The 18,711-nt window shown below is 45.0% G+C and carries 19 protein-coding genes; 10 read left to right on the top strand and 9 right to left on the bottom strand.

What is annotated here, in order from left to right; genetic code table 11:
- The 3 genes from L990_RS02355 to L990_RS02345 all read right to left on the bottom strand — a co-directional run.
- Positions 1-799: hypothetical protein (locus L990_RS02355; RefSeq protein ID WP_047445058.1), on the bottom strand; the 799-nt coding region annotated here is incomplete at its 3' end.
- A 115-nt stretch (positions 800-914) separates the two neighbouring features.
- Entirely contained in the window at positions 915-1,850 is a 936-nt protein-coding gene (locus L990_RS02350) for a hypothetical protein (protein WP_047445055.1), read from the bottom strand.
- A gap of 886 nt (positions 1,851-2,736) precedes the next feature.
- Positions 2,737-3,234, bottom strand: coding sequence for a GtrA family protein (locus L990_RS02345; protein WP_047445053.1), 498 nt, complete (start codon positions 3,232-3,234; stop codon positions 2,737-2,739).
- 267 nt (positions 3,235-3,501) lie between these two features.
- Here L990_RS02345 and L990_RS02340 point away from each other — a divergent pair, with 267 nt between their 5' ends.
- Both L990_RS02340 and L990_RS02335 read left to right on the top strand, forming a co-directional pair.
- Positions 3,502-3,984 (top strand): GyrI-like domain-containing protein, encoded by a 483-nt coding sequence (locus L990_RS02340; protein ID WP_047445052.1) that lies wholly within the window; start codon positions 3,502-3,504, stop codon positions 3,982-3,984.
- Positions 3,985-4,131: 147 nt separating this feature from the next.
- Positions 4,132-5,124, top strand: a complete 993-nt coding sequence (locus L990_RS02335) for a metallophosphoesterase family protein (protein WP_047445049.1) — start codon at positions 4,132-4,134, stop codon at positions 5,122-5,124.
- A 247-nt stretch (positions 5,125-5,371) separates the two neighbouring features.
- Here L990_RS02335 and L990_RS02330 read toward each other — a convergent pair whose 3' ends face one another.
- Both L990_RS02330 and L990_RS02325 read right to left on the bottom strand, forming a co-directional pair.
- Positions 5,372-6,370: a tRNA dihydrouridine synthase gene (locus tag L990_RS02330; RefSeq protein WP_047445047.1), complete on the bottom strand. Its 999-nt coding sequence runs from the start codon at positions 6,368-6,370 to the stop codon at positions 5,372-5,374.
- Positions 6,371-6,390: 20 nt separating this feature from the next.
- Positions 6,391-7,407, bottom strand: a complete 1,017-nt coding sequence (locus tag L990_RS02325; RefSeq protein WP_047445045.1) for a rhodanese-related sulfurtransferase — start codon at positions 7,405-7,407, stop codon at positions 6,391-6,393.
- Between the two features lie 246 nt (positions 7,408-7,653).
- On the opposite strand from L990_RS02325, the gene L990_RS02320 reads away from it, so the two are divergent.
- Entirely contained in the window at positions 7,654-8,028 is a 375-nt protein-coding gene (locus L990_RS02320; protein WP_047445043.1) for a YccF domain-containing protein, read from the top strand.
- Positions 8,029-8,087: 59 nt separating this feature from the next.
- Here L990_RS02320 and L990_RS02315 read toward each other — a convergent pair whose 3' ends face one another.
- A complete protein-coding gene (locus tag L990_RS02315) occupies positions 8,088-8,558 on the bottom strand; it encodes a hypothetical protein (protein WP_156121281.1) in 471 nt (156 codons plus the stop codon).
- 104 nt (positions 8,559-8,662) lie between these two features.
- Here L990_RS02315 and L990_RS02310 point away from each other — a divergent pair, with 104 nt between their 5' ends.
- Positions 8,663-9,343 carry a ComF family protein gene (locus L990_RS02310; protein WP_047445040.1) on the top strand — a complete coding sequence of 227 codons (681 nt, stop codon included), beginning with the start codon at positions 8,663-8,665 and terminating at the stop codon, positions 9,341-9,343.
- 16 nt (positions 9,344-9,359) lie between these two features.
- Here the strand turns inward: L990_RS02310 and L990_RS02305 are convergent, their stop codons facing one another.
- Positions 9,360-9,659, bottom strand: coding sequence for a hypothetical protein (locus L990_RS02305; protein ID WP_047445038.1), 300 nt, complete (start codon positions 9,657-9,659; stop codon positions 9,360-9,362).
- 481 nt (positions 9,660-10,140) lie between these two features.
- Between L990_RS02305 and L990_RS02300 the strand changes: the two genes are divergently transcribed.
- Positions 10,141-10,767: a hypothetical protein gene (locus L990_RS02300; protein ID WP_047445036.1), complete on the top strand. Its 627-nt coding sequence runs from the start codon at positions 10,141-10,143 to the stop codon at positions 10,765-10,767.
- A gap of 101 nt (positions 10,768-10,868) precedes the next feature.
- Entirely contained in the window at positions 10,869-11,633 is a 765-nt protein-coding gene (locus L990_RS02295; protein WP_081981570.1) for a Tim44 domain-containing protein, read from the top strand.
- 59 nt (positions 11,634-11,692) lie between these two features.
- Here the strand turns inward: L990_RS02295 and L990_RS02290 are convergent, their stop codons facing one another.
- Entirely contained in the window at positions 11,693-12,403 is a 711-nt protein-coding gene (locus L990_RS02290) for an SIR2 family NAD-dependent protein deacylase (RefSeq protein ID WP_047445032.1), read from the bottom strand.
- Positions 12,404-12,487: 84 nt separating this feature from the next.
- Between L990_RS02290 and dnaG the strand changes: the two genes are divergently transcribed.
- The 4 genes from dnaG to cysK all read left to right on the top strand — a co-directional run bounded on the left by dnaG (position 12,488) and on the right by cysK (position 17,126).
- Positions 12,488-14,425: a DNA primase gene (dnaG, locus tag L990_RS02285; RefSeq protein ID WP_047445030.1), complete on the top strand. Its 1,938-nt coding sequence runs from the start codon at positions 12,488-12,490 to the stop codon at positions 14,423-14,425.
- 10 nt (positions 14,426-14,435) lie between these two features.
- The gene (locus L990_RS02280) at positions 14,436-15,248 is read left to right on the top strand and encodes a hypothetical protein (RefSeq protein WP_156121280.1); all 813 of its coding nucleotides are present in this window, start codon (positions 14,436-14,438) and stop codon (positions 15,246-15,248) included.
- A 170-nt stretch (positions 15,249-15,418) separates the two neighbouring features.
- Positions 15,419-16,192 carry a serine O-acetyltransferase EpsC gene (gene epsC, locus L990_RS02275; RefSeq protein ID WP_052180655.1) on the top strand — a complete coding sequence of 258 codons (774 nt, stop codon included), beginning with the start codon at positions 15,419-15,421 and terminating at the stop codon, positions 16,190-16,192.
- Positions 16,193-16,196: 4 nt separating this feature from the next.
- Positions 16,197-17,126 carry a cysteine synthase A gene (gene cysK, locus L990_RS02270; protein WP_047445141.1) on the top strand — a complete coding sequence of 310 codons (930 nt, stop codon included), beginning with the start codon at positions 16,197-16,199 and terminating at the stop codon, positions 17,124-17,126.
- A gap of 53 nt (positions 17,127-17,179) precedes the next feature.
- On the opposite strand, the gene L990_RS02265 is transcribed toward cysK, so the two are convergent.
- Complete coding sequence (locus tag L990_RS02265; RefSeq protein ID WP_047445028.1) at positions 17,180-18,643, bottom strand: SPOR domain-containing protein; 1,464 nt, start codon at positions 18,641-18,643, stop codon at positions 17,180-17,182.
- Positions 18,644-18,711: the final 68 nt, after the last annotated feature.

Genomic DNA, 18,711 nt, shown 5'->3' with positions numbered 1-18,711 from the left:
TTTTTATTGTATTTATATTTTCATCTATTTTTTTTGTATTATTTTCGTTGTATTCTATTGCTAGTTGTATTTTATTCCTGTTTTCTTTTACTTCACAAAATAGCTCATCTTGTTTTGTTAATATATCTCCACTAAAAACGGTGTATATGCTAAAGGGCTCGTCACTGTAAATTTTACTTAAAAAGTTGTCCTTGACAAGTGATGCTATCGAATTCTTGTTTAGAACCTCCAGCTGGCAGGCATAGCTATATATGGAGTTTATATTTTTAAAAGCATTGAAAAATTTTACATATTTGTTGTAGCTATCTTTTGCGCTAGTTGTTAAAGAGTCAACCTGGGTTGCTGGTTTTGTTTTTGTCTGATTGTTAATGATTCCCATTTTGTCTACGTTGTCTTCTTCTTGGCTCCTTTCCAATTCTTTGCTAGGATAACTTTTTATAAGGTATATCTTTTCCAAAAATTTATCAGGGTCGCTAGTAAATATGTTAAAGGAGGAGTCCTGTACACTTAGTTGGTATCTCAGCTGGTTAAAGTTGTTTATTTCAACCTGAACTTCTCCATTTTCTTTTACTCTAGTAAGTCTATCTTTTACTACTTCTTTCTTATTGAAGTCATATACTATTCTAGTACGCCTTCTGCTATTACTATCTTTGTCCTCATTTCCTTTTGCAGATTTAGTTATTTGCGTGGAGTCTTTCCCTTCTTTTTTATCGGTATAAACTTCACCTATGGCATCTTTACTACCATACAAAAAGGCAATAGAAAGAATTAAAAAAAGTTTAAAAGTTTTGCTTTTCATGGTTTATTCGGTTTGCGAGCAGTTTATATGTTTATGCAAGTTCAAGCCTGCCTCAATGTGGTGGCTTAACAAAAATCTACTAATCGAACGTTCTACGAAAACGCCTTTTACCCCTCTAATCAATCTCCTTCTTTCGTAAAACGATATCCATTTTAATTGGGGTGTTATCGGCAATAACCTTTTTTCTGTACTCCTCGTGGCACCCAATTTTTATGAAGGTCAGGTCTACCACATCGTAGTCAAATTTTCCGATGCGTAGCGTTCCTCCAGGTCCCGTGGTTCGCTCTAAAAGAACCAGCGGCTTGCCATTTTCAAAGCGTGTAGTCGAAGTTATTATCACCTTAGTATTTTCAGCAGGCTCTAAGGTTCCCTCGTGCACCACCCTTATCAGGATAGGCGTTTCGTTGCTCGAAGGTTCCTTTCGGTTATCGCGGTAAAATCGGTACGCTTCTGGCTGGGTCAGCCTTATAGTCTCCACAAGGTTGTCGGATTGCTTCATCAGCTTTCTGATCTTGCCGTTTACTAGATTCTGGATGTCCTGCAGCTGCTTGCTACGGGTATCGTCGTACGTCTTTATGTCGCTTTGCGCCTTGTTAAGCAGCGCCATGTGGCCATCAAGCTCCTCTAGCTCTACGTTGGTAATATTATATTTGGTTAGCTCGGTTAGGCACGAGGCGGTAACCTCCTTAATCTGCTTATAGATGGATGTTAGGGTATTACCTCCGGCAATCGTAATATCGGTAGAGGTGTGGTGAAAGCGGTTGGCCGATACGGCGTCGTGCTTTTCTTTAAATATAATCTCTAATGTTTTGGTTAAGTTATGTATACGGCTTTGCACTTTGTTGCGCGCGTCGTTATACGCAATCTTATGCGAGCAATCCTTCTTGTGGGCTTCCATTTGGGCGAGCTGTTCTACTACCTGTTTTTCAATAGCCTCCATTTCTACGATAAGCTCCTTTATGGCAGGAATGGAGTTCAATGCTGGATTGCTCTTTAGGGCTTTAATAATTGAGAGGAAGATGCTAAAGTTGTCTGTCAAATCTTTTCTCATGGCTGCGGTATTAGTATTTATTTTAATTTTTACAACTATAAATTTAAGTACAAAACATAAAAAATCACATATAAAAGTTAAAAGATATTTTATTTTCTTGATGTTTTTTTATGTCTCTATGTAAAATGGTGGATATAATGCATATAAGCGTGGTTTTATCTCTCTATTTATTTTTGTCGTAAGCTGTAAAACTTAGGTAGCTAGCGTTTTGTGAAACGATAATTCCGTATAAAAACACCTTAAACCGCATTTCGTGTGCATAAAAAGTGTTATAACGCGCTGGCAAACCTCAATTCGTCTGCCGTAAAATGGAAAAAGTGAAGCGGTAAGGCTCACTTCGTGCAGCACGAAATGCACTTAAAATGGTCGCAAAGTCTAATTAACGGGACTAAGTATGGGTAATTATCTCGGTATGTATTGTTTATACCCGCCTAAGTTGGCTGTAACATGGCGGCTAGCTCTGTAAGTTGGTGCTGAACGGCTTTAAAATTGTGCTTAAACCTATAAGGAGTGGCGGCAAGCCTACTTTTTATAGGCTAAAGTGCTGCATGTCTGCTCGCAAAAGCGTTCGGTGTAGGGCGAAGCTGCTTTTGAAAGCCGTAAAGCATCATAAAAATACCGTAAAGGGCTACTGGTGGCGGGCGAATCTTCTCATAGGTGTAGCCAGCTGCCAAAATATCGGAGGGTACCTTGTAAGTAGGCGCACGAAGTGCCTTTTGTATGGTGCTATAGGGTTACTAGTGCGCTGCCAAATGCGAGCTACCAGGTGGTGAATGGGTATAAAATCAAGGCGAAGGCTACTTTTAAAAGCATGGAATGCACCTATCGGTAATCCGAAGTAGGATTTAAGGGTGCAGAAGGTGTGGGTGTACCAGTCTAGGTTCGCCTACTCCTTGTTGCTAATCTTAAAGGTGTAGTGCTTTTGCGAAAAGTAGCTGTAAATGGCCACTATTACGGTGGTAATAGTTTTCGAAATGGTTGGGTACCATCCAAAAAATTCGACAAACAGCTTTAAAAATAGGTAGTTTAGGATGATGCACATCAGTACTGTCACCCCGTAACGGAAAAGCTGCACGTGGCCGCGTAGGTCCGACTGCGTAAAGGTGATGTACTTGTTAAGCAGAAACCCGGTTGGGAAGGTTATGCAGAACGACATGATAAAAGCCGCGATGTGAGGGCTTATAGCCACAAAGCCAAGCTCCACAATATGCTTTTGCAGCACAAAGTTGTAGAAGATAAAGTAAAGAAAAATGTCGAATACGGTATTTCCTCCTCCGCACATCAGGTACAGAAAGGTCTCTCGGGGCATAAATCGCGAGAAGAGAGGGTAAAACCAGTCGGCTACTTTTACTATTACGTTACGAACTTTAGAGGCAATAACCATTTTACGTGTTGTACGTTATCTGTCGTTTTTGCAAAGAAAGTAAATTGTTGGTTAAAAACGGCATGCTACCTGCTGGTGCTCCCCAATTCTTTGCCGATGTTAATATAATTTAGACGGATATTGGCCCGAGTGGCTGCAAATATGGCTCTCAGATAGATTTGTACGGTGCGCGATGCTCATTTTTTTGCCCCATTTCTAATTGTATTCTAATTTGATAGTTTGGCTATTTTATCTCGGCTTTAGTTTCTATAATTGGGAAAAAAATAAATGGAGCCAAGATTCGAAATGCTGCCGCCTAAGGTCCTCGTAGGCCAGCATCTTACCATGACATATGCCAGCAACCGTACCGCCGAGCTCTGGGGTCGATTTATGCCGCGCCGAAGGGAGGTTACCCAAACGGTTGACGGCAATTTCTACTCCTTGCAGGTTTTGGGGGATGACTTCGACTTTCAAAAGTTCGATCCGTTAAAAGATTTCGAGAAATGGGCCGCTGTCGAGGTGTCCAGTGCAGGCGATATTCCCGATGGGATGGACGCTTTTTTGCTCCAAGGCGGACTTTATGCGGTATTTACCTATAAGGGAGCCGCCAGCCAGGGGGCTAAATTCTTTCAGTACATCTTTGGCACCTGGCTTCCCAGCTCAGAATACCTGCTCGATAAACGTCCACATTTCGAGATACTTGGCGAAAAATACCGGAACGATCATCCCGACTCGGAGGAGGAGGTCTGGATTCCCGTCCGGCCACGCTAGCCGAGGGGCAACCCGTCTATAACAAAACTGCATCAACTTATAACGAATGCTTAACCGCTGGCGCGTGGCGGTTTTAGCTTTTTATGTCGGCGCTTAGCGTATAGATTTGCCGTCCGAATACAACAAATCAACCTCAAAAAAACAACCATGAAGAGAAAGATCACCTTATGCCTGTTGCTAACGGCCATATCGTCTATTCTATTTGCTCAAAACGTTGAGCTTAAGTTTAATGGAGATAGAAAGTTTAAAATTGTACAGCTAACCGACTTGCATATCCGCTGGGAAGATCCTCGTTCGGCCGTAGCCTTCGAATGTATCAGCAGTGTGGTTACTACCGAAAAGCCGGACTTTATTATGCTTACGGGCGATATCATTTATAGCGCACCTGCCGCCGAAAACTTTCGTAAGGTGATGCAGTTTGTGGCTAACTTCAATATTCCTTTTGGTGTAGCCTTCGGAAATCACGACAGAGAGCAGGGAATTCCCAACTCCGAGCTGCTAAAAATTGCCCAGTCCTTTCCAAACTGCGTAACTACCTCGGCAAAGGGGATTACTGGCGATGGTAACTGCGTACTAACGGTTAAATCTTCCGACAAGGGAAAACCTGCAGCTGCGCTTTACTGCTTTGATAGCCACCAAAGCTCTCAGTTTAAGGCTCAAGGGGTAAATGGTTACGACCACATCCGCCTCGATCAGGTAATGTGGTACGTTGATGCCAGCAAGGAGCTTACCAAAAAGAATAACGGCAAGCCGCTACCTGCTTTGGCCTTCTTCCATATTCCTACACCCGAATTTTTGCAGGCTGCCATCGATCAAAATGCCGCCTTGTACGGTATTCGTAAGGAGAAGGTTTGCTCGCCAGAGCTCAACAGCGGTCTTTTTACCGCCTTTAAGGAGCAGGGAGATGTGATGGGGGCTTTTGTGGGCCACGATCACGATAACGACTATGCGGTGTCGTGGTTTAACGTGCTGCTGGCCTACGGTCGTTTCTCTGGTGGACCAACCGAATATACTCATATTCCAAATGGCGCCCGTGTAATAGAGCTTACCGAGGGCGAACGCACCATTCATACCTGGATTCGTCAGCGCGATGGAAAGGTAGAGCAGGAAACTTTCTTCCCAAAGGATTATACGAAGTAACAGCTACCATATAGTGGTATGGTAAAAGGATATTTTTCAAGATTATCTTGATATTAGCATCATGTATCACGAAAAGTCATTGCTGTTTATGGTAACATTGGGCGCTTGTCGTGATGCGCATACCCTGATACGTTATACCTTTTCCTAGAGGGTCGTTTTTCGTGTCATAGGTAACAATACTGGCAGGTAGTAGCCGCTTAACGCGCTACTACCTGCCAGTTTGCTGTTTTTATGTGGTCTATGTACGCTACCGCGACTCGCTAATAAAGTCGTCGGTTAGCCTTTTTACGTCGTCAAAGGTTTCCGTTTCCATAAGGCGTGCCCTAAGATGCGCCGCATTGGGCAGCTGGTTGACGTATATCTTAAAAAAGCGGCGGAGTATGGCAAAGTTTTTTCCTCGTCCCCAGGTTTGCTCGTAGAGTAGGGCATGCTTCAGTAGCAGCTCAATTCGTTCGTCGAGGCTTACCGCGTGATTAGGGCCTGCAAATAGCCAAGGATTGTGGAAAATGCCTCTTCCAAACATGGCACCCTCGGCTCCTGTGCTCTGTACAAAGGCTTCAGCCTGCTCGGTGGTAAAAATATCGCCGTTGCCCAGCAGTACGGTTTCGGGCGATACGGCATTTCGCAGGGCTACCGCTATTTTCATCTGCTGGTAGTCTGCTGGTCGTTCCGACATATCGCTTTGGGTGCGGCAGTGGAGCGTTACCGCCGTGGGGTGGCACTCAAAAATATGGCTCAGCCAGCTTTCTGTCGTATGCTCCTTCAGCCCGGTTCTTGTCTTTACGCTTACAGGCAGGTGGGTTGCCTCTTGGGTAGCCCTGATTATCTCTTTGGCCAGCGTTGGGTTGCCAATTAGCGCCGAGCAGCCTCCCTGCTGCACAATCTTCCTTACCGGGCAGCCCATGTTGATGTCTATTCCATCAAAGTTGTACTCGTTGGTGATGAGCTTTGCGGTTTCCTGAAACTTCTCGGGGCGCGTTCCCCATATTTGAGCTACTATTTTGACGTTCTTCTCCTTTAGCAGCGCTCTTTCCGTTTCGTTTACCTGCAGGCGATGGATTACTTTGTCTTTCCCAACAGGATGGCAGAGGCCATCAGTCGAGCAAAACTCGGTGAACACCACGTTTAGCTGCTCGGACTGGCTAACGGCCAGCACAATCTCCCTAAAAACGGTGTCGGTAACATCCTCCATGGGCGCAAGCGCGTAAATGGGGGTGCTGATATCTTTCCAAAAGTTGGTTGGCATTGCTTATGCGCTAGGGTTGATTACTGTTGTGGGGCCATAACTATTTTTTGACCGCTGCTGCGTCTCCAGGTCTTACCTTTAAAGGGAACGCCTTTGGCTGCAGCTGGATTATCTAGCGCATCAGTACACTCGGGGCTGCAGCAGCTACGATTTTTGGCGGCACACTCCTCGCATTGAATAAAGAGCATGTGGCATTGGTCGTTGGCACAGTTTACGTGCGTGTCGCAAGGCTTTCCGCACTGGTGGCAGCTGGCAATAACATCCTCGGTAATGCGCTCGCCCATGCGGTTGTCGAAAACAAAGTTCTTTCCAATAAACTTTGACTCCAGGTTCTGCAGCTTTACCTGTCGGGCATACTCAATAATTCCACCATGCAGCTGGTTTACATCCTCAAACCCATGATGCTTAAGGTAGGCACTTGCCTTTTCGCAGCGCACACCTCCTGTACAGTACAGGAGTATCTTCTTATCTTTTTGCTCTTGTAGGATATCGGTTACCTGTTGCAGCTCCTCGCGAAAGGTTACCGCATCGGGGGTAATGGCAGTCTCGAATTTACCCACCTCGCTTTCGTAGTTGTTGCGCATATCCACCACAACCACACCCTCTTGTCCTACTAAATTATGAAACTCCAGCGCGGTAAGATGGTTTCCTACGTTGGTGGTGTCAAAGGCGTCGTCGTTAAGGCCATCGGCCACAATTTTATGGCGTACTTTTACAATAAGCTTAATGAATGATTTCCCGTCATCCTCCACAGCCCACTTTATGGGCATGTTGGCCAGCTCGGTAACGGAGTCTAGCCAGCTTAAAAAGGCGTCAAGGTTGGGGCTGGGCACGCTCATCTGCGCGTTGATGCCCTCTTTGGCAACGTAGATGCGCCCAAGGCATCCCATAATGTTTAGCGTGCGGTAAAGGCTATCGCGAAATTCGGATGGATCGGCAATGTTTACATATCGGTAAAAGCTAAGTGTCGTACGGGTAAATGTTTCCGCCTGTAGGCGTTCCTCCAGCTCCTTTTTTCCAAGTCTATTGTGTAGCATTTCTCTCTTACGTTTTTGCGATCAACAGGTTAGCTGCTTATTTGTTGGGGTACATTTGCAATTGTAAGCTAAACGTTACGTTTATCAACGTATTTTGGGATAATGGGGAAGCGAACCTGCCACTTTTGGGCGGCTACTGCCTATCGAAACCCGCTCTTGCCCATTTTTATGGCTGCTTGGTAAATATTTAAGGATGGTGAACAACGAGGTGCTTAATGTGCTATATTTATTGCTAAAATATTTGCTATGAGAATTATTGGTAACTTAATATGGCTAATCTTTGGTGGGGTAGCAATTGCTGTAGAGTACGCAATTGCCAGCCTTTTGCTGATGCTAACCATCGTGGGTATTCCTTTTGGGCTGCAAACGCTAAAAATGGGGATGCTGGCCCTTTGGCCGTTTGGCAGCGAGGTGGTTTACAAGGGCAGTACCCCCGGTTGCCTTCATACCATAATGAATTTAATATGGTTCTTTATCGGTGGGGTGTGGATTTGCCTAAGCCATGTTGCGATGGGGGTGCTTTTTACCATTACCATCATAGGTTTTCCTTTCGCCTTGCAGCATTTTAAGCAGGCAGGGTTGGCGCTAACCCCCTTTGGGCGCGAGGTTATTACTAGGTAGGATACAAAAAGCGCCGTGGAGTACTTTTCCGCGGCGCTGCTTTAAGATGTATGGTGCGGTTACCTTTTTTCGTTTAGGATGTAGTTTTCTAGCGCAAGGGTAATGCGTACAATTCGCTTGCGTAACCCTTTTACCACAATGGGGTTATCTTTATGGTTAACCTCTATGGCATCCTCAAAAAACTGGTCGAAAAATCTTTTAAGCCTGTTGGTTGGGCGGAAGAATACCGATGTCTCCGTTTCGTAGGTTAGCTCGTAGCCGTACTGCCCAAATATGTCGATAATGGCCTGCTTCTCCTGCGAGAAAGTTTTGTTGAGGTAGATATTTTTCTTCCCAAAGCCAATAAAAGGGTAGCTTAAGCCAAAAGCAAAGCCAAGTATTAGCAGCTGGTAAACCCGTGCAAGCTTGGCATACTCAATAAACGAAAAATCGTTGCCTCGCTGCAGCAAAAACATCAGAAGCGTTACCAGTATCATTAGCAAAAGAAAGTAAACAGTCGACTTTAGTGCTCTTATAGCGTATCTTTCCATGGGCTTAAAATTTTGAGGTTAAAATATGAAAAAAAACTTACGGATTAAAACCTTTTTTTGAATTATATTAAGGCTCTTATTCTTAATGTTGTAGTATTACAATTATGTGGATAAAGCATCTATTCAACCTTTTTTATCCGAGCATTTGCCGGATGTGCGCCAACCCCCTGCTTCGTGGCGAGTCCGTTTTATGTACCAGCTGCGTAGCCTCGCTACCCTACACGGGATACTGGAGGTATGCCGACAACCCTGTTGCCAAAAAGTTTTGGGGGCAAGCTGATGTTGCCGCAGCCTGCTCGTTGCTCTTCTTTCAGAAGGGGTATCGGGTGCGGAAGCTGGTGCATCTGCTAAAGTATAAGGGTGAGGTGCGGGTTGGCTACAAGCTGGGCTTTTTGCTTGGTGTACAGCTGCGCGAGTCTGCCCTTTTTTCTGATGTGGATTACGTGATCCCCGTCCCTCTCCATCCTAAAAAGGAGCGAAAGCGTGGCTTTAACCAGAGTATGGTAATTGCCGAGGGGGTTGCCGAGGCTCTTGGCGCAAAGGTTGGCCGAAATTTTGTGCGGCGTACGGTAAACACCCAAACCCAAACCCAAAAGAATCGGATAGAGCGCTATGCCAACGTCCGCTCCATCTTTTCGGTCTCCAATGTCCACCGATTAGAGGGGAAGCACCTGCTTGTGGTCGACGATGTGATTACGACAGGCGCCACCATAGAGTCGTGTGCGGCAGAGCTGCTTAACGCCGCAACGTGCCGAGTTAGCATTGCCTCCGTTGGTACCGTGTAGGTTTCACAAGCTGCTGCTACCCCCTAAAAGTAGGGTGGGGCATCCCTTTTGTGGATGAACTTGCTGCATCTTCAGCTGCGGATGTTCCATTTGTAGCTAATTCTGTTTCATCTTTAGCTTCAAATGCTCCATTTGTAGCTGATTTTGTTCCATCCTTAGCTACGGATGCTCCATTTGTAGCTGATTCTGTCGCATCTTTAGCTGCAAATGCTCCATTTGTAGCTGCGTTTACTCCGTTTTTAGATAAGGTTATCCCATCGTTGGTATTGTAGAAAGCATTGCGGTACTCATATCTTTCTTGCTGTATCGTGCACATATTTATGCCAGTAGTTCAGAATTTGAAGTGGTTAGATGGGCGTTGGGGTTCAATTTCTTCGTGTTATTCCGTTCCGCAGTAGGGAGGGACGGCGTTGGTTCCGATTATTAGTGAGGCATGCTGCTTATGCCTGTTTTATTGGTTGGCGCCGCCGTAGCAGCGCTTTGTAGGCCTTTTATAGTTTGGGCAAAGTAGGGTTACGACAGGAATTGTAGCAGGTGGTTGTGCCATCTGCCCTAGGTATCTACGGCCATCTTTTTTAGCCTTCCAAAAAAAATGTTTCTGACAATGAAAAAAAATCATCCATTTTTTGAACAAAAATAGGGGGGATTATTGTTTTAAAATTAGTTGCTAAATAATTAACAGCATATCTCTCTACGTGCAGGTGTCAAGCATCTTAAAAGCGGCAACGTGTATGCTTTGGTACCATTTGCAGGTAGGTTAGGAGGGTGTAGTATTAACAACCAACCTTTATTCATTTATGAATAATATTGAGTTACATGTTGGCTACAGCAACAAAAAGGATGACGAGCTGATTCCTTTTTGCGAGGGTGTAGTTTTGGGAGTAGAGAATAACCCTAACTTCAACGTGTCCAAAGAGGTGATTACCGAGCTACGGACTGCGACGAACGTATATCGGGTTGCTTTGGGTAAGAGCAAGAATGGCTCTACCTTGGATACTATGATAAAGAACGAGGCTAAAGCTTCGGTGGTTTCTATCTTAAATGGATTGGCCTTAAACCTTTGTTTTCAAGCGGATGGTGATCGTACAAAGCTTGCTACAACCGGGTTTGATTTGATAAAGGAGCCTGAACGTAAGAAGCAGCCTTCTAAGCCAACTGGTTTTACTTTCAGCTATGGAAATAACCCAGGTAGCGTAATTCTATCGGTTGATGTTTGTAAGGATAGCCGTATTTACCTGTTCTACTACACCTCTGATATAAACGCTGATCCAAATCCTACCTCTTGGACGACCATTGCTTCAACCGTTCGTAAGGTAACCATCGAAGGTTTAACGCGTGGTGTAGAGTATCGTATGTGCTGTGCATATCAGGGTACCGACAATAAGCCAGTTATTGGTAATGTACTTAATATAATGGCCATATAGCTAATATCCGCTTATATTTACGTCTTGACTTAAAAGAGCTGCATTAGTGTGGCTCTTTTTCTATTTTCACCCGTTAAATATTCTGCCGCAATTCAAAAATTATGGGTAATTCATGTCTGCTAAACAAGAGTATCTTACATGGTGATAGGGGGCGGAGGCTTTCCGTTGTTCTGCTAAGTGTTGTCCTAACGTTGGTACTAACGCTGATGGCCAACGAGGCATTTTCGAGAGCCGGAAGCGCTCCACGTGGAGGGGCTTCTGGAGTTGTAGGAGAAGGGTTTCGGATTATAGGCTACTGTATTGGCTGCGTTGTAGCCGCAGTAACGGGTATTTTGCTGGGTATGGCCCTTCATCGAAAAAAGAGGCGCAGCAAGGCGGTAATACTCGAAAGCCGCCTAAGCGACACCTTCTGGCATTTGGGCGAGATGGAGAAGCATTCGAAAAGAGTTTTTTTGGAGATGCAGAAGGCCTGGAAGGGGCGGGATATGGCCTCGGTTAGAGCGCTTGTTAGCGATAGCCTCTACAAAGACTACGAGCTGAAGCTCGAAAAAATGCGCGACAAGAAAGAGGTGAATATACTGAACTCCATCACGGTTAAAAATGTGGATATTATAGGTGCCGAAGACTATCTGAAGAATGAGGATGACAGGTTTTCGGTGTACATCGATGGGGAGATGCAGGACTACATGGTAAACGAGTGGACGGGCGACCTTCTGTACGGAACCTCGTGTGAGGTTAGGCCATTTTCCGACATATACCACTTTATTCGGGTAAACAACCAGTGGATTCTGAATAGCATAGATGGCAAGGTAACGGTGCTCGACGTGGTGATGTCGAAGAATAGTCGCGAGCGGGAGCCCGTGTAGCAGCAGGTGGTACCGCGTTGCACCACCTCTGCGTTTATCTTGTAAAAGGAAGGCTTAGCCTACTGGCACTCCTTTAGGAGTATCTCCATAAGCTGTAGCACCCCCACGCTGGCCTTTTCGCGGATGTAGGTAACCCGGTTCCCTTTAGACGAAACGGTTACGTCGTTGCTCGGATCTATGACGTAAAGCGGCGCATGGGTTGGGATGTAGCGGTAAAGGCTTGCCGCAGGGTACACGTTGAGCGACGTGCCCAGCACCACAAAAATATCGGCTTCCGATGCGATGTCTATCGCTAGATCCATGGCCGGAACCGCCTCGCCAAACCACACAATGTGGGGTCGAAGCTGCGACCCTTTCTCGCACCTATCGCCCAAGTTGATATCCTTGTAGCCAATATCGTAAACAAGGCGCTCGTCTACGCTGCTGCGCACCTTGGTAAGCATTCCGTGCAGGTGTAGCACCTTGGTGCTTCCTGCCTGCTCGTGCAGGTTGTCTACATTTTGGGTGATGATGGTAATGTCGTAGCAGCGCTCGAGCTCGGCCAGCCCGGTATGGCCCGCGTTGGGCTTGGCATTCTGGAGCTGCCGGCGGCGCTCGTTGTAAAAACGAAGAACAAGCTCGGGGTTGCGGTGCCATCCTTCGGGACTGGCCACGTCCTCCACCTTGTACTCCTCCCAAAGGCCGTTCATGTCCCTAAACGTTCTCAGACCGCTCTCGGCGCTGACACCGGCGCCCGTCAGTACAACTAGTTTTTTTCTGTTTGATTCCATCGTATAAGCTGCTGTTGTGCTACATTTAACTCAATAACTAGTATCTTTGACCATCAATTTCATCTATAAAGATAATACAGGGCAATGATAGACAAAACAACTGTTGACAGAATTATTGATGCCGCCAACATTGTTGACGTTGTGGGGGAGTTTGTTTCTCTTAAAAAGAGAGGGGTTAACTACCTTGGTAACTGCCCTTTTCATAACGAAAAAACGCCCTCTTTTACCGTATCTCCTGCTAAAGGTATTTTTAAATGTTTTGGATGTGGTAAGGCTGGCAACTCGGTATCCTTTGTTATGGAGCACGAGAAGCTGGAGTACGCCGATGCGCTTCGCTACTTAGCCAAGAAGTTTGGGATAGAGATTAAGGAGCGCGAGCTTTCGCGCGAGGAGGTGCAGGAAAATAACGACCGCGAGAGCATGATGGTGCTTTCTGCCTTTGCGCAGAAGTACTTCTCCGATATGCTCCATAGCCATGTCGATGGAAAGACGATCGCCATGAGCTACTTCCGTGAGCGGGGTTTTCGGGATGATATCATCAAAAAGTTTCAGCTTGGCTACTGCCTCGATACGCGCTCCTCGTTTTCGCAGTATGCGGCAAAGCAGGGGTACAAAAAGGAGTTTCTGGTAAAAACTGGGCTTTCGGTTGATCATAATGGCGACCTGTTCGACCGCTTTCATGGGCGGGTAATGTTTCCCATTCACTCCATAAGCGGTCGTGTAATTGCATTTGGTGGTCGTATTCTGAAGAATGATAAGAAGATTGCCAAGTATCTGAACTCTCCGGAGTCCGAAATCTACCACAAAAGCTTTACGCTTTACGGGATCTTCTTTGCGAAGAAAAGCATCACGCAGGAGAACCAGTGCTTTTTGGTGGAGGGCTACACCGATGTGCTGTCGATGCACCAGGCGGGGATTGAGAATGTGGTGGCCTCGTCGGGGACATCGCTAACAACCGAGCAGATTAGGCTTATAAAGCGCTTTACGCCCAACGTTACCGTTCTTTACGATGGCGATGCGGCGGGGATAAAGGCGTCGCTTCGGGGAATCGATATGATTCTAGAGGAGGGGATGAACGTAAAGGTGGTGCTGCTTCCAGAAGGCGAGGATCCAGACTCGTTTGCCAAGACGCATTCTGTTACCGAGCTCAAGGAGTATATCTCGGGTAACGAAACAGACTTCATAACCTTTAAGACGCGCCTGCTCCTGAAGGATACGAACAACGACCCCATCAAGCGAGCGGCTCTTATTACCGATGTAATGCACTCGGTGTCGGTTATTCCCGATTCAATTGTTCGTTCGGTTTACGTTCGCGAGTGCTCCCGCATGTTCGACGTTGCTGAAGAAACGTTGCTGCAGGAGGTTAATACCCAGCGAGGGAAAAAGATTGGGGCTACAGTTGCCCAAAATAGCAGTATAGTACAACAGGCTAAACCTGAATTTCATACGCCTGCCATTCCTACTTTTGTAAATAATATTGTTTGCGAGGAGCAGGAGAAGGAGCTTATTTACCTACTTTTAAAGTATGCCAACGTAAAGCTCTTTGCCTATACCGACGAAGCAGGAGAAGAGCAGGTTATGACCGTTGGGGAGTACATTATCTCCGAAATAGTTAACGATGATTTGGAGCTACAGAATTTGGAGTACCGCCAAATTTTTGACGATTTTGCCGAGATTATAGCCAACCACGAGGAGCCTAAAATAACCCGCTTTATTCATCACGAAAACCTGAAGATAAGCGAGCTGGTTATCAACATCCACTCGGGGGAGTACACCTTAAGCAACATTTGGAAGAAAATGGGGGCTGCAGAGGATAACGAAATAGACTTCCTTTCCGCGGCAGTACCAAAGGCGGTGACTAACTATAAGGCAAAAGTTATTGCTATGGCAATTAATAATTTGAGCGAGGAGCTGAGAACGGTAACCGAGGAGACGTTTGAGCAAACTGTTACCCGAATAAGCGCCCTAAACCAGGTGCGAACTGAAATTTCTAAGCAGCTTGATAGGCCGGTATTAAACTAAAATGAAAGGTATGAATGCAAAAATGCTAAAAGGTTTGTTTTTTGTGGCTGTTGTAGCGCTATCTGTTGCAGCAAGCTCGTGTGGGAATAAAAAAGCTGAAAACAAAGATAAAACGCTGAATAAAGACGAGGTGGTTAAGGATGTTATTAAGTATCCAATCCCAACACCTGCCGAAATAGCCAAGGCGCTAAATGATGCAAAGGCTCCTTTTATTTTTTCGCTTTGTAACCCGGTCGAAAAGGTGGATCTTTATATAACCGATAGGGATAAGGCGTTAAACTTGGGGGTGTATGGGGCGAACTTAAGCTATTCTAGTACCTACGGAATGAAGCAGGAAACCTTAAATTATCTTAAGGTTTCAAAGGTGCTGATTGATGAATTGCAGATATCAACCCGTTTTAATGCTGCTTTTGCTGAGCGAGTTGAACGGAATATTGACAATAAGGATTCGCTAACCGTTATTATCTCCAACTCGTTTTTTGACACCTATGCATTTTTGCAGAATAATGGAAAAGACTATCTTTCGATTCTTGTTATGACCGGAAGTTGGGTTGAAGGATTGTACACAACAGTGCAAATTGCCATCTCAACACCAAAAAATGGAGTCTTTTTAAAAGTAATTGCGAATCAGAAGCGAACATTAGATAAGCTTTTGGAGTTAATGGATCAGAATAAGGAGAGTAAGAATGTGGAAGATTCAATGTCGTTGCTTTTCCCTATTAAAAAGGCTTACGAAACGGTAAATGACGAGAATCTGACCAAGGAGCAGTTTGAGGCAATTGCATCGGCTGTAATAAGAGTGAGACAATCAATTGTAATGTAATAGAATGATTAACAATTTAGTATATACGTTTATCTGTTGTTGTTGTAAGGCAACATGTTGCGGCAAAACGCCACGGCAAGGGTAAACATATACTATATAGGAAACTATAACGTGTACCCCCTGCCATTGGCAGGGGGTTTTTTGTTATATAGAAAATTAGAAAGGATAATATGCAACAGGAAAATAAAAATCGGCAGCTGGAGGTTATCGTTCGTTCGAAAAACTACTTGAGTAGGCTTATTGCTCATGTTCATCCGCATGTGCTCTGCGAAACGTTATGCTACCCGCTGAAGGTGGAGTCGGAGGTGGAACTGAAGACGGAGCTTGTTAATATACTGTCTCTTATGAAAGTGTCTAACGTCGAAATTGTGAGCATCGCAGATCATTTCTTCGGCAACTTGCCCTTAGTTCGCGAGCGCCTACTCGAGGATGCTGCGTTTATTGCCGATAACGACCCTGCTGCATCGTCACCCGAAGAGGTTGCCATGGTGTATCCCGGATTTTTTGCCATAGCTACCTATCGAATAGCCCATTTGCTGCGGATTGCTGGGGTGGATATTATACCTCGCATTTTTACGGAGATGGCTCATAGTAAAACGGGTATTGATATAAACCCAGGGGCTCATATTGGGCGCGAATTTTTTATAGATCACGGTACGGGTGTTGTTATTGGCGAAACCTCCATAATCGGCGACCGTGTCAAAATCTATCAGGGCGTAACCATTGGTGCGCTATCTGTCCATAAGGTTGATGCCGATGCCAAGCGCCATCCAACAATAGAGGATGATGTAACCATTTATGCTGGAGCCACCATTCTTGGCGGTGCTACGGTTGTTGGAGCCGGTTCGGTAGTAGGTGGCAACGTGTGGCTTACAGAGAGTATTCCACCTATGACTAAAGTCTTTAATACGCTAGAATCGAAAATTGTTTTACAAAATAAATAACGAGATGAGAGTTAATTCTGTAGTAGATGTTATTGGGAACACCCCACATCTAAAGATCGGCAAGCTTTTTACTGAAGATGTTGAAGTTTGGGTAAAGTTGGAACGCCAGAATCCAGGAGGGAGCGTAAAAGATCGAATTGCGCTGTCGATGATTAGGGATGCAGAAGCGAGAGGAGTTCTTACGTCCGACTCTGTGATTGTTGAGCCAACCTCTGGTAACACTGGAGTTGGTTTGGCGATGGTTGGTGCAGCTTTGGGCTATAGGGTTGTGCTGGTTATGCCGGAGTCTATGTCGGTAGAGCGTCGTGCAATTATGAAGGCTTATGGAGCCGAATTGGTACTTACTCCAAGGGAAAAGGGGATGAAGGGGGCAATTGAAAAGGCAACCGAAATTCAGTCTGAAAATCCGAAGGTGTGGATTCCTATGCAATTCGAGAATCCGGCCAATAACGCAATCCATGAGCAGACTACTGCGCAGGAAATTATTGCAGACTTTCCAGATGGTTTAGACTACCTGATAACCGGAGTTGGTACTGGCGGTCATATCTCTGGAGTTGCAAAGGTTTTGAAAGCAAAATTTCCGAACCTAAAAGTTTTTGCGGTAGAACCCGTTAAATCGCCTGTAATTAGCGGTGGACAGCCATCTCCTCATCCAATTCAAGGGATTGGTGCTGGGTTTATACCAAAGAATTTAGAGGTAAACCTTCTTGATGGTGTTATTCAGGTGGATGAGCGCGATGCTTTTGAATTTGCTCGTCGTGCTGCTAGAGAAGAGGGGCTTTTTGTTGGGATTTCGAGTGGAGCTTCGCTATCTGCCATTAACCAAAAGCTACCTGAAATGCCTAAAGGCTCAAGGGTTTTGACCTTCAACTATGACACCGGAGAGCGCTATCTTTCTGTTCCAAACCTATTTATTTCCGACAGTGAATTGTAGAAAAAAAAAGGAGCCACTTATTCCGGCTCCTTTTTCTATTGTGTTTTTAATATTTACGGATTTAAGACCCAAGCATCAACGCCTAACTTCGATTTTGCATTTCGGGCGGCAGTAGCTGCTTGGCGCGAGTTGGGATATGCACCTATGCTGATACGAATCTTGCCTGAACCATTGTCGATGATTTGGGGTGTAAAGCCTTTTGCTTTTAATCGGGCAACTTCCCGTTGTACTTCGCCCTGAGTTCTTACGCTGGCTGCAATAACGTTGTAGTTACCGCCTGTTTGAACTTGTGCTGCAGCAGGTTTCGTTTGTGCTGCTTGCTTGGTTGTCGCTTTGGCATCGTTAACAGGTCGAGAAGATGCAGCCTTTGGCTGAGTATCTGACGTCTTTACGGTATTGCCAAGCTTGAGCTTTTCGTTGATAATGCTTTCCACCTCTTCCTTGGTCATTCTTCTTGTTTTGCCATCTTTTATAGTTGGCTTGGGAGAAGGTTTGGCTCCCGATTTAGAGATGCTATCAATCTTTTGCAGGTTTGCTCTTGCGCTATCAAGTCTTGCGCTGTCATTAATCGTCGCAGTGTCGTCTAGCGTTCCTGTGATTGCTTTATAGTACGAAGTATCGGAATCTGTTGGAATCTGAGGTTCTTCAATTTTGGTTGTGTCGTTCCAGCTCAAGAAGGAAAAAAGAGACGGCTTGTAGTGATATAGCGCTACAAAAGCGATGGCTAAAACACAAATAACAATTAGGAACATCCATATCCAGCTGTTTTTGCTTCTCTCAACTGGAATTTCATCATCTTTAGATCCTGGAATCTCTAGAATAACTTCTGGTTCTGCAGCCTTTATTGCTGCGGCTCTCGACTCTGCTTTGAAAGGTTCTTCAATCTTTTCGCTTGTAGCAGCAGAACTTTTTTCTGGCTCTTTAGCTTCAGCAACCTCCTCTTTTGTTCCAAAGGTTTCAACAGGAATCGCTTCCTCCATCTCTTCAACTTTTGATATTTCGGCAGAATCTTCAATAAGCTCAAAAGAATCTTCAATTTCGAACTCTGTTATCTCAGGAGATGAAATGTCTGCTTTTTTCTCTTGAGGAACAGCCTTTTCTGCTTGGGTTTGAAGGTTGATTGTTGGTAAACCAAAAGATTCACCAAGGCTACTATAGGTAGATATGGGCAAAAAAATGATTGATCCAGACCCTAGCATACGGAGTACGCCAATGCCATCAAGCTCGAATTCGTTTCCTTTTCCGAGGGTCTCTAGTATTTGGTTGGAGAATTCGTTTACCTCTTCTATTGCCTTACTTGCAGAAATATTGCACTTTTTGGCAATAAAGCTGGCAAGCACGCTATGTCCAGAGTCCTCGTTAAACCTAAACTTAATGGTTTTGGAGGGTGGCGTAATTGTTCCTGTAGCACTATCGATATGCGCTGGTTTGCTAACAAATTCGAAGGTGCCAATATTAGGTAGCGCTACCTGCTGCTTTGAAAAGAGCAACTCTTGTATGTAATGGCTAATATTCACGGGAAATTTTTTTACAAAATTATTTAAAAAAACGTCCGAAGGCTACTGTAAAAAATTACATTTTTTTC

Origin of the sequence: Alistipes sp. ZOR0009, assembly GCF_000798815.1 — a bacterium.
Lineage (GTDB): Bacteria > Bacteroidota > Bacteroidia > Bacteroidales > ZOR0009 > Acetobacteroides.
The sequence above is the reverse complement of the archived record's forward strand: the minus strand, read 5'-3'. Positions and strand labels throughout refer to the sequence as shown.

Coding starts and splice junctions, on each gene's coding strand:
- L990_RS02350 (WP_047445055.1), bottom strand. CDS start 1,850: ATGAGAAAAGATTTGACAGACAACTTTAGCATCTTCCTCTCAATTATT.
- L990_RS02345 (WP_047445053.1), bottom strand. CDS start 3,234: ATGGTTATTGCCTCTAAAGTTCGTAACGTAATAGTAAAAGTAGCCGAC.
- L990_RS02340 (WP_047445052.1), top strand. CDS start 3,502: ATGGAGCCAAGATTCGAAATGCTGCCGCCTAAGGTCCTCGTAGGCCAG.
- L990_RS02335 (WP_047445049.1), top strand. CDS start 4,132: ATGAAGAGAAAGATCACCTTATGCCTGTTGCTAACGGCCATATCGTCT.
- L990_RS02330 (WP_047445047.1), bottom strand. CDS start 6,370: ATGCCAACCAACTTTTGGAAAGATATCAGCACCCCCATTTACGCGCTT.
- L990_RS02325 (WP_047445045.1), bottom strand. CDS start 7,407: ATGCTACACAATAGACTTGGAAAAAAGGAGCTGGAGGAACGCCTACAG.
- L990_RS02320 (WP_047445043.1), top strand. CDS start 7,654: ATGAGAATTATTGGTAACTTAATATGGCTAATCTTTGGTGGGGTAGCA.
- L990_RS02315 (WP_156121281.1), bottom strand. CDS start 8,558: ATGGAAAGATACGCTATAAGAGCACTAAAGTCGACTGTTTACTTTCTT.
- L990_RS02310 (WP_047445040.1), top strand. CDS start 8,663: ATGTGGATAAAGCATCTATTCAACCTTTTTTATCCGAGCATTTGCCGG.
- L990_RS02305 (WP_047445038.1), bottom strand. CDS start 9,659: ATGTGCACGATACAGCAAGAAAGATATGAGTACCGCAATGCTTTCTAC.
- L990_RS02300 (WP_047445036.1), top strand. CDS start 10,141: ATGAATAATATTGAGTTACATGTTGGCTACAGCAACAAAAAGGATGAC.
- L990_RS02295 (WP_081981570.1), top strand. CDS start 10,869: ATGGGTAATTCATGTCTGCTAAACAAGAGTATCTTACATGGTGATAGG.
- L990_RS02290 (WP_047445032.1), bottom strand. CDS start 12,403: ATGGAATCAAACAGAAAAAAACTAGTTGTACTGACGGGCGCCGGTGTC.
- dnaG (WP_047445030.1), top strand. CDS start 12,488: ATGATAGACAAAACAACTGTTGACAGAATTATTGATGCCGCCAACATT.
- L990_RS02280 (WP_156121280.1), top strand. CDS start 14,436: ATGAATGCAAAAATGCTAAAAGGTTTGTTTTTTGTGGCTGTTGTAGCG.
- epsC (WP_052180655.1), top strand. CDS start 15,419: ATGCAACAGGAAAATAAAAATCGGCAGCTGGAGGTTATCGTTCGTTCG.
- cysK (WP_047445141.1), top strand. CDS start 16,197: ATGAGAGTTAATTCTGTAGTAGATGTTATTGGGAACACCCCACATCTA.